Annotated in this window: 12 protein-coding genes; 4 read left to right on the top strand and 8 right to left on the bottom strand. The window is 72.8% G+C overall.

Going from position 1 to position 13,302, the window contains the following annotated elements; all coding sequences use genetic code 11:
• The 4 genes from ACE3UN_RS17720 to ACE3UN_RS17705 form a co-directional block, all read right to left on the bottom strand.
• Positions 1-702, bottom strand: a 702-nt coding sequence (locus tag ACE3UN_RS17720; RefSeq protein WP_374676314.1) for a methyl-accepting chemotaxis protein, incomplete at its 3' end; no start/stop codon positions are given.
• Positions 703-781: 79 nt separating this feature from the next.
• Positions 782-2,911, bottom strand: a complete 2,130-nt coding sequence (locus ACE3UN_RS17715; RefSeq protein ID WP_374676313.1) for a chemotaxis protein CheA — start codon at positions 2,909-2,911, stop codon at positions 782-784.
• 62 nt (positions 2,912-2,973) lie between these two features.
• A complete protein-coding gene (locus ACE3UN_RS17710; RefSeq protein ID WP_374676312.1) occupies positions 2,974-3,336 on the bottom strand; it encodes a response regulator in 363 nt (120 codons plus the stop codon).
• A 44-nt stretch (positions 3,337-3,380) separates the two neighbouring features.
• Complete coding sequence (locus ACE3UN_RS17705) at positions 3,381-3,845, bottom strand: hypothetical protein (RefSeq protein ID WP_374676311.1); 465 nt, start codon at positions 3,843-3,845, stop codon at positions 3,381-3,383.
• A 170-nt stretch (positions 3,846-4,015) separates the two neighbouring features.
• Between ACE3UN_RS17705 and ACE3UN_RS17700 the strand changes: the two genes are divergently transcribed.
• The 3 genes from ACE3UN_RS17700 to ACE3UN_RS17690 all read left to right on the top strand — a co-directional run bounded on the left by ACE3UN_RS17700 (position 4,016) and on the right by ACE3UN_RS17690 (position 7,879).
• On the top strand, positions 4,016-5,188 hold the full coding sequence (locus ACE3UN_RS17700; protein WP_374676310.1) for a histidine kinase: 1,173 nt from the start codon (positions 4,016-4,018) through the stop codon (positions 5,186-5,188).
• Complete coding sequence (locus ACE3UN_RS17695) at positions 5,185-5,823, top strand: response regulator (protein WP_374676309.1); 639 nt, start codon at positions 5,185-5,187, stop codon at positions 5,821-5,823. The genes ACE3UN_RS17700 and ACE3UN_RS17695 overlap by 4 nt, the downstream gene beginning before the upstream one ends.
• A gap of 91 nt (positions 5,824-5,914) precedes the next feature.
• On the top strand, positions 5,915-7,879 hold the full coding sequence (locus ACE3UN_RS17690) for an ATP-binding protein (protein ID WP_374676308.1): 1,965 nt from the start codon (positions 5,915-5,917) through the stop codon (positions 7,877-7,879).
• Here the strand turns inward: ACE3UN_RS17690 and ACE3UN_RS17685 are convergent.
• A complete protein-coding gene (locus ACE3UN_RS17685) occupies positions 7,857-9,431 on the bottom strand; it encodes a methyl-accepting chemotaxis protein (RefSeq protein WP_374676307.1) in 1,575 nt (524 codons plus the stop codon). The two genes, ACE3UN_RS17690 and ACE3UN_RS17685, sit on opposite strands and share 23 nt — an antisense overlap.
• A gap of 183 nt (positions 9,432-9,614) precedes the next feature.
• Between ACE3UN_RS17685 and ACE3UN_RS17680 the strand changes: the two genes are divergently transcribed.
• Complete coding sequence (locus ACE3UN_RS17680; RefSeq protein WP_374676306.1) at positions 9,615-10,310, top strand: response regulator transcription factor; 696 nt, start codon at positions 9,615-9,617, stop codon at positions 10,308-10,310.
• Between the two features lie 29 nt (positions 10,311-10,339).
• Here ACE3UN_RS17680 and ACE3UN_RS17675 read toward each other — a convergent pair whose 3' ends face one another.
• From ACE3UN_RS17675 to add, 3 genes are read right to left on the bottom strand one after another with little or no spacing between them, the layout of a single operon-like run.
• Positions 10,340-11,470, bottom strand: coding sequence for an ATP-binding protein (locus ACE3UN_RS17675; RefSeq protein ID WP_374676305.1), 1,131 nt, complete (start codon positions 11,468-11,470; stop codon positions 10,340-10,342).
• A gap of 5 nt (positions 11,471-11,475) precedes the next feature.
• Positions 11,476-12,228, bottom strand: coding sequence for a trans-aconitate 2-methyltransferase (locus ACE3UN_RS17670; protein WP_374676304.1), 753 nt, complete (start codon positions 12,226-12,228; stop codon positions 11,476-11,478).
• Positions 12,225-13,301, bottom strand: coding sequence for an adenosine deaminase (gene add / locus ACE3UN_RS17665; protein ID WP_374676303.1), 1,077 nt, complete (start codon positions 13,299-13,301; stop codon positions 12,225-12,227). The genes ACE3UN_RS17670 and add overlap by 4 nt, the downstream gene beginning before the upstream one ends.
• Between the last annotated feature and the right edge of the window lies 1 nt (position 13,302).

Below are 13,302 nucleotides of genomic sequence, written 5' to 3'. Positions count from 1 at the left end.
CTGCTCGCCGGCGCGGGCGGCTTCCACCGCGGCGTTCAGCGCCAGGATGTTGGTCTGGAAGGCGATGCCGTCGATCACGCCGATGATGTCGGCGATCTTCTTCGAGCTGGTGTTGATCTCGTCCATGGTGGAGACCACCTGGGAGACCACCTCGCCGCCGCGGCGCGCCACCTGGGTGGCGGAGCTGGCCAGCTGGTTGGCCTGCGAAGCCGCGTCCGCGCTCTGGCGCACGGTGCTGTTCAGCTGGGTCATCGAGCTGGCGGCCTGCTGCAGGCTGCCCGCGGTCTGCTCGGTGCGCTGCGACAGGTCCTGGTTGCCCGAGGCGATCTCGGTGGCGGCGGTGCTCACGCTGTCGGCGCCGGTGCGGATGGCGCTCAGCGAGCGGCGCAGCTCCGCCTGCAGCTTCTGCAGCGAGAGCAGCACGGCGCTGGCGTCGGAGCCGCCCGAGCAGTCGATGTCCACCGAGAGGTCGCCGTCGGCGAGACGCTGGGCGTGGTGGCCGAATTCGGTGAGGAAGCGGCGCAGCACGCTCAGCCCGTCCAGGAAGGTCAGGCCGGCGAGCACGCCGAAGGTGACGCTGGCGCCGATGATGGCGCCGGCGGACCAGCCCAGCGACAGGCCGGCGATGACGCAGCCCTGGCCGGCGGCGATGAGCGCCAGCACCAGCAGCGCGCGTTGCTTGGAGGAGAGGAAGGACAGCATGCGGGACCCCGTGTGGTTCTTCGTGTGGCGATGGCTGACGAGTCGCGGCCCGGCGCGACGGCCGGGCGCGCCGCAGGGATCAGTGGCGGGTGCGCCGCACCAGGGCACCCACGTCCAGGATGAGCGCCACCCGGCCGTCGCCCATGATGGTGGCGCCGGACACGTCGGGCACCTTGCGGTAGTTCGCCTCGAGGTTCTTCACCACCACCTGCTGCTGGCCCAGCAGCTCGTCCACGAGCAGGGCCACGCGGCCGCCTTCGGCTTCCACCACCACCATGATGTTGGAGACGTTCTCGAAGTCGAAGCGCGGCACGTCGAAGACCTTCTCCAGGTCGATGACGGGCATGAACTCGTCGCGCACCTCCACCACGCGGCCGGAGTTGCCGATGGTCTTGATCATGGTGGACTCCACCTGGAAGGACTCGACCACCGACGACAGCGGCAGGATGTAGCACTCGTCGCCCACGCCGATGCTCATGCCGTCCATGATGGCCAGCGTGAGCGGCAGGCGTACCTTCACGCTCATGCCGTAGCCCTCGGCGGAGTCGATCTCCACCGTGCCGCCCAGCGAGGTGATGTTCTTCTTCACCACGTCCATGCCCACGCCGCGGCCGGAGACATCCGTCACCACGTCGGCGGTGGAGAAGCCGGGCGCGAAGATCAGGCCGTAGACCTCCTGGTCGGTCAGGGTGTCGGGCGCGTCCAGGCCGCGCTCGCGGGCCTTCTTCAGCAGCTTCTCGCGGTTCAGGCCACGGCCGTCGTCGCGCACCTCGATGACGATGGAGCCGCCCTGGTGGCTGGCCACCAGGGTGACCGTGCCGTGCTCGGGCTTGCCCTTGGCCAGGCGGTCGGCCGGCAGCTCGATGCCGTGGTCGCAGCTGTTGCGCACCAGGTGGGTCAGCGGGTCGGTGATCTTCTCCACCAGGCCCTTGTCCAGCTCGGTGGCCTCCCCTTGCGTGACCAGCTCGACCTTCTTGCCCAGCTTGCTGGCCAGGTCGCGCAGCATGCGGGGGAAGCGGTTGAACACCATGGACATCGGAATCATCCGGATCGACATCACCGCTTCCTGCAGGTCGCGGGTGTTGCGCTCCAGGTCGGCCAGGCCGGACAGCAGCTGCTGGTTCAGGCCGGCGTCCACGTTCTTGCTGTTCTGCGCGAGCATGGCCTGGGTGATGACGAGCTCGCCCACCAGGTTGATCAGCTGGTCGACCTTCTCCACCGACACGCGCAGCGTGGTGGAGTCGGGGCCGGCGGCCGCGGCACGGGCTTCGGCGCGGCCGGCCGGCTTGGCGGCCGGGGTGGGCGCCGTGGCGGGCGCGGGCGCCGGGGCGGCGGCCTGGCTGGCGGCGGCCGCGGTGTTCGGCGCGCCAGGGGCGTCGTCGAAGAAGCCGAAGCCGGGGTCCGGCGGGGACGGTTCCTGCGGCGCGCCGGGGTTCTCGGGGTAGAAGCCGTAGCCCTTGTCGTAGGGCGCCAGCTGCATGTGCTCGCGCGCCACGTGGAAGGTGAACAGGTCCAGCAGCTCCGAGTCGGGCGTGGTGGTCACGATCTTGAAGCGGCGGATGCCGTCCACCGGGCCGCCCAGCGACTCGATCGTCCCCAGGTTGTTGATTTCCTTGAACAGGTCGAACAGGCCCTCGGCGCAGCCGGGGTTGTCCACCGGGCCCACCGTGAGCACCAGGGCACGGGCCACCACGCCGCTGGGCGGGGCGTGGCCCACCGGTGCGGCGGCGGGGGCCGGCGCCGCGGCGGCCGCCGGCGCAGGCGCGGCCACGGCGGCCGGCGCGCTGCCGCCTTCGGCGAGGGCGCGGATGTGGGCGACCAGCTCGCGCGTGTCCAGCGCGTCGCCGCCGCTGCCCTGGTGGCGGGCCAGCAGGGCCTTGAGCGCGTCGCCCGAGGCCAGCAGCACGTCCACCATCTGGGTGTTGGGCTGCAGCTCATGGCGGCGCAGCTTGTCCAGCAGCGTCTCCATCACGTGGGTGAGCTCCGCCACGTCGGTGAAGCCGAACGTGGCGGCGCCGCCCTTGACGGAGTGGGCGCAGCGGAAGATGGCATTGAGCTCCTCGTCGTCGGCGGCGGTCACGTCGAGCTCCAGGAGCTTCTGCTCCATCTGCTCGAGGTTCTCGCCGGCCTCCTCGAAGAACACCTGGTAGAACTGGCTCAGGTCGATGCTGTCGCCCAGGCTGCTGTTGTCGCTGCTCGTCTCGGCCATGTCTGGCTCCTCGCTTCAGTCTTGTGGTTGCCGTGTTCCGTCGAAGGGGCGCGCCGCCCGGCTCAGCGGATGACCTTGCCGATCACTTCGATCAGCTTGGCGGGGTCGAAGGGCTTGACCAGCCAGCCGGTGGCGCCCGCGGCGCGGCCGGCCTGCTTCATCTGGTCGCTGGATTCGGTGGTCAGGATCAGGATCGGCGTGGTCTTGAACTTGGGGTTCTCGCGCAGCTTCCTGGTCAGGCTGATGCCGTCCATGCGCGGCATGTTCTGGTCGGTGAGCACGAGGTTGAAGTCGCGCGAGCCGGCCTTCTCCCAGGCGTCCTGGCCGTCCACCGCCTCCACGACGTTGAAGCCGGCGTTCTTCAGCGTGAAGGACACCATCTGGCGCATCGAGGGCGAATCGTCCACGGCGAGAATCGAATGCATGGCTGTAACTCCGAAGGTTCTAGTGGGAAGCGAGATGGGGGCGGTCAGAACAGCTCGATGGACCCGGCGTCCATCTCGTCCTGGGTGACGGGGTTGGGGCGCAGCGGCCCTTCTTCGACGATGGCGCTGCCGTCCTCGTCGTCGTCGCCCATGGCGTCCCGGGCGATGCGGTCAGCGCAGGAGCGCAGGCGCTTCTGCGTGTGGTGAATCAGCTGGATGGCCATGTCGTGGAACTGCAGCGCGGTGATCGCGCCGGCCAGCTCCTGCATGGCACCGTGGACCACGCCGTGGTCCTTGTCTTCCTGGCGGGCGGCCTCGCGCAGGTAGTCCTGGATCTGGCTCGATGCGCCGTAGAAGTGCGCCGACAGCGTCTCGCTGGCGTCGTCGAGCAGCCGCTGCAGGCGTTCCAGGTCGTGGCTGGCCACCATCAGGTGGTCCTGCAGGTCGGCGGCCGCGAGCAGCGGCAACCCGGGTGGGCCGTCCGGTGCGGAGCTCTCTGGGTTCAGCATCGTGTCTCCATGGGCATGGGTTGACGGCCGTCAAGCCGGCCCGGCAGGAAGTTGTGACGGATTCTTCGGCACCCATCCGCCCGACGTTGAGCGGATCACGGCCCGAAAGCGGGTGCATTTCCTCTTCAAGGTCGGGGCGTGCGGCACGAGGCCTGCGCGATACTCGACCCATGAAAGGCGATATCGGCGCCGACACGCCAGTCCGTAGGCTGCGCGTGCTGCATATAGAAGATTCGGAACTCGATCACGAGTTGGCCATGGCGCACCTGCGCCGCGGAGGCGCCGAGGTCGAGGCCGTGCGCGTGGACACCGAGGCGCAGTTCCGCCAGGCGCTGGGCGAGCCCTGGGACCTCATCGTGTCCGACTACAACGTGCCCGGCTTCTCGGGGCTCAAGGCCCTGGAGATGCTGCGCGACAGCGGCCTGAAGCTGCCGTTCATCCTGGTGTCGGGTGAGATCGGCGAGGACGTGGCGGTGGCCGCCATGCGCAACGGCGCGGCCGATTACCTGCTCAAGGCCAACCTGGCGCGGCTGCAGCCGGCGGCCGAGCACGCCATCGACGCCTACCGCACCGTGCGCGCGCGCGAGCGGGCCGACCGCGAGCTGGCGGCCTCGCGCCAGCGCCTGTCCGAGCTGGCCCAGCACCTGCAGACCAGCGTCGAGATGGAGCGCGCGGCGATCGCCCGCGAGATCCACGACGACGTGGGCGGCTCGCTCTCGGCGCTCAAGTTCGACCTCGCCTGGCTGGGCCGCCACGCGCCGTCGGCGGAGTTCAAGGCCCGGGTGGACAGCGCGACCGAGATGGTCAACCACGCCCTGGAGGCCAGCCAGCGCATCATGCACAACCTGCGGCCCGCCATCCTGGAGCAGGGCCTGGTGGCCGCGCTGCAGTGGCTGGCCAACCGCTTCGAGCGACGGCTGGGCGTGGTGTGCACCTTCCGCTCCAGCCACGACCACCTGCAGCTGCCGCCCGGCGTGCCGCTGGTGGCCTACCGCACCGCCCAGGAAGCGCTCACTAACGTGAGCAAGCACGCCCACGCCACGCGGGTCAGCATCGACCTGTCCCTGGCGCAGGGCGTGCTGTCGCTGGAGGTCAGCGACAACGGCCGCGGCCTGTCCGAGGCGGATCTGGCCAAGGCGCGCAGCTTCGGCATCCGCGGCCTGCATGAGCGCGCCTCCACGGTGGGCGGCTGGGTGGATCTGTCCAGCGGCCCGGCGGGCACCACCTTGATCCTCTCCATTCCGCTGGACGGCGGCGCCGGTGCGTCCGCGCCGGGGCAGGGCGGCTCCACCGGCGGCACCGAAGGCCTCGAGCACGACCCGTCCGCGTGGGGTGAGCTATGAAGACCCGAGTCATCGTCTGCGACGACCATGCGCTGATCCGCCGCGGCATCCGCGACACCCTGTCCGACGCGCCGGACATCGAGGTGGTGGGCGAGGCCGGCGAGTACGGCGAGCTGCGCACGCTGATGCGCGGCCACGCCTGCGACGTGCTGGTGCTCGACATCAACATGCCGGGCCGCAGCGGCCTGGACGTGCTGCACGTGCTGAAGGACGAGGGCTCGACGGTCAAGGTGCTGGTCGTCAGCATGTACCCCGAGGACCAGTACGCCATCCGCGCCCTGCGCGCCGGCGCCTTCGGCTACGTGAACAAGGGCGGCGACCCGCAGCTGCTGGTGCAGGCGGTGCGCACCGTGGCCCAGGGCCGCAAGTACGTCACGCCCGAGATCGCCCAGATGCTGGTGGAGAGCCTCACCACGCCCGAGGCGGTGAACGCGCACGAGAAGCTGTCCGACCGGGAGCTGCAGACGCTGGTCATGATCGCCTCGGGCAAGCGGCTGGCGGACATCGCCAACGAGCTGACGCTCTCGCCCAAGACGGTGAGCGTGTACCGCGCCCGGGTGCTGGAGAAGCTCGGGCTCACGAACAACTCCGAGCTGACCGTCTACGCCATCCGCAACGGCCTGGTCGGCGGCTGAGCGCCCCGCACCGGCACCGGGCCTGCCCCCAAAGGCACGCCGATTGCCCCTTGCGCCCCCCGATGGCCCGACCGGGCCGGTCAGGGCATGCATGGTCGTCGTCGAGCATCCGGGGCTGCGTTGGTTGTTGGCCGCGGCCATTCCGCTGGCCACGCTGTGGCTCAACATGGCGCTGATGCCGCTCACGGGCGGCCGGGGCTCGTACCTGGCCTTCTTCCCGGCCCTGGTGATGGTGGGCGCGCTGGCGGGTGGGGCGCCCGGTGCACTGGCCCTGGGCTTCAGCACCGGCTTGCTGATGTGGCAGGGCCCGGCGCCCTCCGTGCCCGCCTGGAACCTGGGCGAACCCGCGGACGTGGCGGTCATGGTGCTGTTCCTGCTGGCGGGCGGCCTGGTGGTCGCGCTGGCCTCCACCGCGCGCCACCTGCTGCGGGCTGCGCAGCAGACGCGCTGCCGGCTGGACGACGCGCTGGCCGCCAGCCGCCGCGCCCACGAAGCCAGCCATGAGGCGCACGAGGCCGGGCGCGCCGTGCGCCAGCGTTTCGAGGTGGCGCTGCGGGCCAGCAGCACCATCGTCTGGGAAGCCGATGCGAGGGGCCACTACACCTGGCTGCACAACCCCGACCCCACGGTGGACAGCGCACGTTTCGTCGGGCAGCGGGTGGGTCTGCTGGTGCCGGAAGCGGCGCGCGCCACGTTCGACGCGGCCGTCGCCCAGGTGCTGGGCGGCGGGCCGAGGGCGCGGGTGGACGTCAGCGTGCCCGTGGCGGACGACACGCGCCACTACCTCACCTCCATCGAGGCGGTGACCGACGCGGCCGGCCATGTGACCGGACTGATCGGCGCCTCCACCGACGTCACGGCCCTGCGCCAGGTGCAGCAGCAGCTGCAGCGCGAGCTGCGGCGCAAGGACGAGTTCCTGGCCACGCTGGCGCACGAGCTGCGCAACCCCATGGCACCCATCCGCTATGCCGTGGCGCTTCTCGCGCCGGACGCCAGCGACGCGTCCCGACAGCAGGCCCGGCAGGTGATCGAGCGCCAGGCCGCCCACATGGCGCGGCTGCTGGACGACCTGCTGGACATGAGCCGCGTCACGCGCAATGCCATCGAGCTGCGGCAGGAGGGGCTGGACCTGCGGCTGCTCGCCGAGCAGGCGGTGGAGGCGGCCAACGGGCTGATGGCGCAGCACGGGCACCGCCTGGCGCTGTTGCTGCCGACCGAGCCGCTGCCCGTGCGCGGCGACGCCACGCGCCTGCTGCAGGTGCTGGGCAACCTGCTGGACAACGCCGCCAAGTACACCGACAGCGGCGGTGAAGTGCGGCTGGCCCTGGCGCGCGAGGGCGACCAGGCCGTGGTGCGGGTCACGGACAACGGCATCGGCCTGACACCGGAGATGCGCACCCAGGTGTTCGAGCTCTTCACCCAGGTGCACCGGCTGCGCCCGCAGCGGGTGTCCGGGCTGGGCATCGGCCTGGCCGTGGTGCGGCAGCTGGTGGAGCTGCACGGCGGCCGGGTGAGGGCGGACAGCCCCGGCCTGGGCGCGGGCAGCTGCTTCACCGTGACCCTGCCGCTGGATGCCAGCGCCGCGCCGCTGGGCGCGGCCGAGGCCCCGCCGTCGAACGTGCTGCCCTGGCCGCGGCGCAGCGGCGAGGTGCTGGTGGTGGACGACAACCGCGACGCCGCGGACACGCTGGCCACGCTGCTGCGCGCCGAGGGCCTCGCCGTGGCGGTGGCCTACGACGCCGCCGGTGCGCTGCGCGCGGTCGAGGCCGGCCTGCCGCCGCTGGTGCTGCTGGACATCGGCCTGCCCGACGCCAGCGGCTGGCAGCTGGCCGCGGCGCTGCGCGGCCAGCCGGGCGGCGCCCGATGCCGGCTGGTGGCCGTGACCGGCTGGGGGCAGGAGACCGACCGGGCCCGCTCGGCCGCCGCGGGTTTCGACGCCCACCTGGTCAAGCCGGTGTCGCCCCAGGCGGTGCGCCACGAGGTGGCCCTGGCCCTGCCGGCCGGCGACGCGCCGGCCGCGGCCGCCGGGGGCCTCAGGCCGGCTGGGCCACCTTGAAGGTGGACATGAGCGAGACGAGGTGGCCGGCCTGCTGACGCAGGCTCTCGGCGGCGGCGGCGGATTGCTCCACCAGCGCGGCGTTCTGCTGGGTCACCTGGTCCATCTGGCTGACGGCCTGGCCGACCTGGCCCACGCCGGTGCTCTGCTCGGCGCTGGCGGCGCTGATCTCGGCCACGATGTCGCTGACGCGGCGGATGGAGCCGACGATCTCCTGCATGGTGGCGCCGGCCCGGTCCACGAGCTCGGTGCCCTTTTCCACCTGCTCCACGCTGGCGGTGATCAGGCCCTTGATCTCGCGGGCGGCCTCGGCGCTGCGCTGGGCGAGCGAGCGCACCTCGCCGGCCACGACGGCGAAGCCGCGGCCCTGCTCGCCGGCACGGGCGGCCTCCACGGCGGCGTTCAGCGCCAGGATGTTGGTCTGGAAGGCGATGCCGTCGATCACGCCGATGATGTCGGCGATGCGGCGCGAGCTCTCGTTGATGCCCTTCATGGTGTCGACCACCTGGGCGACGACCTCGCCGCCCTGGGTGGCCACGGTGCTGGCGCCGGCGGCCAGCTGGTTGGCCTGCACGGCGTTGTCGGCGTTGTGGCGCACGGTGGTGCCCAGCTGGTCCATGGTGGCGGCGGTCTGCTGCAGGGCGCTGGCCTGCTCCTCGGTGCGCTGCGACAGGTCGGCGTTGCCGGTGGCGATCTGCGACGAGCCGGTGGCGATGGAGTCCGAGGCGCCGCGCACCTGGGCGACGATGCGCGCCAGGCTGGCCTGCATGGTGCCCAGCGAGGCCAGCACGCTGCCGGCGGGGGCGTGGTCGGCGCCCGGCACGGGGCTGAGCTCGCCGGCGGCGACGCGGCGGGTGGCCTCGCTGAGCTCGGCTGGCTCGGCGCCGAGCGCGCGGGTGAGGCTGCGGGTGATCATCACCCCGGCCACGGTGGCGGCCAGGAAGGCCACGGCACAGGCGGCGATCAGCCAGGCGCGCTGGGAGGCGTACTCGTCGCCCGCCGCCTCGATGAGCTGGCGCGACCGGCCGGCGGTGTACTCCCGGTAGGTCGTGGAGGCCTTCGTGAGCTCGGCCAGCAGGGGCCGGCACTCGTCGTTCATGCGAGCGATGGCGGCGTCGCGCTGGCCGTCCAGCGCTGCCTGCACGATGGACAGCGCCACCGGCCCGTAGCGCTGCTCCACCGCGTCGATCCCCTGGATGAGGCGGCGCGCCTCCTCGGACACATCCGGGCTGGCGGCCATCTTCTTCAGCTCGGCGAGCTTGGCGCCGACCTGCTCGTGGGCGCGGCTCACCGCGGCTTTTTCCGCGGCGGCGGCATCCGGCTGGGTGACCAGGACGAGGTTGCGCGCCGCGATGGCGCGCCGGTCAACGGCCGTCTGGATGTCATTGGCGAGCAGCGTGCGCGCATTGATGCCATCGATGTAGTCCACGAAGCGGTCGTTGGCGTCGCTGAGCGACTGGATCGACAGGCCGGCGACCATCAGGACCACAGCCGCCAGGCCACCGAAGGCCAGGGTGAGGCGGGCACGGACGGAGAGGTGTTCAAACTTCATGGGTGGCCTTCGAAGCGGTTGCGGGGGCACGTGGGGGACCCCGCATTCCGGGATGGGTGCAGGGTTATCGGTGCGAAGGAAATTCTCTGCAGTGCGATTTATTCGCTTCGTATGAACAAAGGGGCAAGTCCATCCCAATCCTGCTGGCCCTGGGCCGCCGGATCTGGTGCAATCTGGCGCCCCATGCCGCCCCGCACCCTCGCCCTGGTCGACGACGACCGCGAATTCGCCGACTTTCTCGCGGAGCACCTGCGCGGGCACGGCATCACCGTGGACGTGTTCCACGACGGCCGCGACCTGCTCACCGCGGACCACCCCTATGGCTACGGCTTCTATGTGGTGGACCTGATGCTGCCCGGTGTGGACGGCATCCAGCTCATCGAGACGCTGCGCCGCCGCACCCATGCCGGCATCCTCGTCGTCTCCGGGCGGCTGGACCCGGGTGTGTTCAAGCAGGTGGTCGACGCCACCGCCGACATGTACCTGGCCAAGCCCGTGGCCTTCGAGCAGGTGGTGCTGGCCATCACGGCCATTCAGCGGCGCGTGGAGGGCAGCCTGCCCGCCATGGCCCGGGCCGGCTGGCGCCTGGACCGCCGCGCCAGCCAGCTGGTGGCGCCCGACGACGCCCGGATCCAGCTCAGCCCGGCGGACCTGGCGATGATGGAGTGCTTCCTGGAGGCCGACGGCGAGGTGGTCCCGCGCGAGACGCTGCGCCAGTGCCTGGGCCGCGACGAGCCCCCGGAGCATGGCGCCGACGGCCTGAACGCCGCCATCTTCCGCCTGCGCCGCCGCATCGAGCGGGCCACCCCGGCGGTGGTGCCCCTGCAGTCGCGCTCCCGCGTGGGCTACCTGTTCCGTGCACCACTGAGCGTGGTGTGAGCACGGGCTGAGCCGCGCCGCCGCGGCGCTCAGCCGCCGGACTGCGGCAGCGTCAGGCGCATGCAGGTGCCCGTGGCGTCGCTGCGGGCCACGCCGGCCGTGCCACCGTGCAACTCCATCACCCGCCGCGTGATGTACAGCCCCAGGCCGTGGCCCGGTGCGCTGCCCCCGCGCACGCCGCGCTCGAAGACGCGCGGCCGCACGTCGGCCGGGATGCCCGGCCCGTGGTCCTCCACCTCGAACAGCAGGCCCAGGGGCTCGTCGCTGTCCTGCACGCGCAGCACCACGGGCGTGTCCGCGGGCCCGTGGCGCAGGGCGTTCGCCAGCAGGTTGCGCAGGGCCAGGCGCATGAGGCCGGTGTCCATGGACGCGGTGCGCGCCGCCGACTGGCGGTCCACGGCGATGCGGGCCCGCTCGCCCGCCGGCATGTCGGCCACCACCATGGCCAGCAGGGTATCGATGTCGGTGTCGTGCTGGGTGATCGGCTCGTGCCCCGACAGCAGCGAGGCCTCGGCCAGCGTGTTGTCGATGCGGGCGAGCACCTGCCCCAGCACCGCGCGCGCGCGTGCCAGGCTGTGCGAGGCCACCTGCTCGCCGCCGGCCGCCAGCGTGGTGGCGGCGCTCTGCAGGGCGGCCGAGGCGTTGTTCAGCGGCTGGCGCACCTCGTGCGCCAGCACCTGCAGCATCTCGCTGCGCTCGTCCAGCAGCGCCTTGAGCTCGGCGGCGTGCTGCTCGATGCGCTGGCGCAGGGCCTGCTCGTGGCGCAGCGCCGCCTCGGTTTCCTTCAGCTTGGTGATCTCGGTGACGTGGGCGACGAACCCGCGCACTTCGCCGTCCGCGACGTGCGGCACGTAACACGCCAGGGCATGGCGCTGCACGCCGTCGGCGCCGGGGACGACGCGCTCGAAGGTCTGTTCCACGCCTTGCAGCACCGCCAGCACGTGCGGTTCGTTCTTGGCGTACAGGGTGGGGCCCAGCAGGTCCTGGATCGGCCGCCCGACGACGGCCTCCGGCGGCACGCCGAACCACTTGAGGTAGGCGGCGTTGGCGAAGCGGCAGACGCCGTTCCGGTCCCAGTAGGCCAGCATGGACGGGATGCGGTTGACCGCCAGCCAGGCGTGGAAGGACAGTTCCGGGTCGAGGTGGGCGCGTTCGGGCATGGCGGTCAGCGGGGCGGCTCGGTGGCTGGCAGGGGGGCGCGGTACAGCCACACCGGCTTGCCCGGCAGGGCGTCGAGGCGGGCGGTGGGCCGCAGGCCGGCGGCGGCAAACTCCAGGCTCACCAGCCAGGCGCCCGGCCGCAGCTCGCGCCGCGCCTTGTCCAGCGCGCGCGGCAGGCTCTCGGGCCGCTGGAACAGGTAGACCAGGTCGTAGCCGGACCAGTCCTCCGCCCAGATGTCGCCCCGCCGCACGCGGGCGAAACGGCAGCGCAGCCGGCACGCCAGCGCGAGCGGCCAGCTCCATTCCAGCCCCTCCAGGCGGGCGCCCGGGTACTCGGCCCGCAGGGCGCGCAGCCCGTGGCCCAGGCCGCAGCCGGCATCCAGCACGCGCGCCTGTGGCGGCAGCGGGGCGGCGGTGGCCAGGCCGCCCAGCGCGTCCGCCGGGGTGGGGAACACCGGCGCATCGCGCCAGGCCTGCAGCGGGTACACCGCCAGCAGCAGCGCCAGCGGCAGCAGCCAGGCCCAGGCCGGCAGCGCCCCCGCGGCGCCCCCCGCGGCCACCACGGACAGCGGGAAGCCGGCGACCAGGAACACGCGGCGCCAGCGCGTGGCGGGCAGGCGCCAGGCCACCGCCACGACCAGCCCCACGCCCACCACGAAGGCGCCGGCGGCGCTGGCCCCCACGCGCGGCAGCCCCAGGAAGGCGCCCCAGGCAGCGCCCCAGGCCAGCAGAGCCGGCAGCGGCCAGGGCAGCGTCATGCCGGCACCCCGGCGGCGTCGATCTGCGCCAGCGCGGCCTGCCGCACCGGGGCGGGCAGGAAGCTGTGGCGCGCGGCCTGGCGCGCCATGTCGATGAGGTCGGCCGGCGTGAGCGGCTGGTGGCACAGCAGCAGGGCGGCCTCGCGGCTGAGCGTGGTGGCGGACATGAGCGGGTTGTCGGTGTGGTACGACAGGCTGAGGCCGAAGCGCCACAGCGCGGCGATCGGGTGGGCGCGCAGCGAGGCGGCGGCGCCGGTGTGCACGTTGCTGCTGGGGCACTGTTCCAGGTGGATGCCGGCCTCGCGCAGCGCGGCCAGGCGGTCACGGCCGGCCGCATCCGCCAGCCAGTCGCCCAGGCGCACGCCGTGGCCGATGCGCCGGGCGCCCAGGGCCACCGCCTGCTCCACGCGTTCCGGTCCGTCGGCCTCGCCGGCATGCAGGCTGAGCGGCAGGCCGGCGTCGCGCGCCAGGGCAAGCGCGGCGGCATGGTGGCCGGGCGGGTGGCCGGCCTCGGGGCCGGCCAGGTCCAGGCCCACCACGCCGGCGTCGCGGTAGCGCAGGGCGAGGCGGGCCACGCGCAGGCTGTCCGCCGGGCTGGCCTGGCGCATGGCGCACAGGATCAGGCCGCTGGGCAGCGCGCTGCGCTGCAGCCCCTGCAGCAGCGCCTCCACCACCGCCTCGGCCGGCACGGTGGGCGTGGCCAGCAGCAGCGGCGCCATGCGGAACTCGGCCAGCACGCAGCCCTGGGCGCGCGCGGCCTCGGCGGCCTCGAAGGCCACCTGCGCCATGGCGGGCGGCTCGGCCATGGCGGCCAGCGTCCAGTCGAAGCCCCGCAGGTAGTCCACCAGGTTGCCGGCCTGGGCGTGGGCGGCGAACCACGCGGCCAGCGCCTCGGGGCCCTCGGCCGGCCCGGCGATGCCGCGGCGCTGCAGCCATGCCGCGAGGGTGGCGGGGGCGAGCCCGCCGTCCAGGTGCTCGTGCAGCAGCACCTTGGGCAGGGCGTGGCACGCGGCCAGGGCGGCGGCGGGCGGCTCGGCGCGCGGGGCGCCCGCGGGGGGCAGGCGGTCGACCATG

The sequence above is a fragment of the Ideonella sp. genome, from assembly GCF_041918995.1.
GTDB lineage: Bacteria > Pseudomonadota > Gammaproteobacteria > Burkholderiales > Burkholderiaceae_C > Ideonella.
The sequence above is the reverse complement of the archived record's forward strand: the minus strand, read 5'-3'. Positions and strand labels throughout refer to the sequence as shown.

Bases quoted from the DNA above. Each gene is read 5' to 3' on its own strand.
- ACE3UN_RS17680 (WP_374676306.1), top strand. From the start codon at position 9,615: ATGCCGCCCCGCACCCTCGCCCTGGTCGACGACGACCGCGAATTCGCC.
- ACE3UN_RS17675 (WP_374676305.1), bottom strand. From the start codon at position 11,470: ATGCCCGAACGCGCCCACCTCGACCCGGAACTGTCCTTCCACGCCTGG.
- ACE3UN_RS17700 (WP_374676310.1), top strand. From the start codon at position 4,016: ATGAAAGGCGATATCGGCGCCGACACGCCAGTCCGTAGGCTGCGCGTG.
- ACE3UN_RS17695 (WP_374676309.1), top strand. From the start codon at position 5,185: ATGAAGACCCGAGTCATCGTCTGCGACGACCATGCGCTGATCCGCCGC.
- ACE3UN_RS17690 (WP_374676308.1), top strand. From the start codon at position 5,915: ATGGTCGTCGTCGAGCATCCGGGGCTGCGTTGGTTGTTGGCCGCGGCC.
- ACE3UN_RS17715 (WP_374676313.1), bottom strand. From the start codon at position 2,911: ATGGCCGAGACGAGCAGCGACAACAGCAGCCTGGGCGACAGCATCGAC.
- ACE3UN_RS17710 (WP_374676312.1), bottom strand. From the start codon at position 3,336: ATGCATTCGATTCTCGCCGTGGACGATTCGCCCTCGATGCGCCAGATG.
- ACE3UN_RS17685 (WP_374676307.1), bottom strand. From the start codon at position 9,431: ATGAAGTTTGAACACCTCTCCGTCCGTGCCCGCCTCACCCTGGCCTTC.
- add (WP_374676303.1), bottom strand. From the start codon at position 13,301: ATGGTCGACCGCCTGCCCCCCGCGGGCGCCCCGCGCGCCGAGCCGCCC.
- ACE3UN_RS17670 (WP_374676304.1), bottom strand. From the start codon at position 12,228: ATGACGCTGCCCTGGCCGCTGCCGGCTCTGCTGGCCTGGGGCGCTGCC.
- ACE3UN_RS17705 (WP_374676311.1), bottom strand. From the start codon at position 3,845: ATGCTGAACCCAGAGAGCTCCGCACCGGACGGCCCACCCGGGTTGCCG.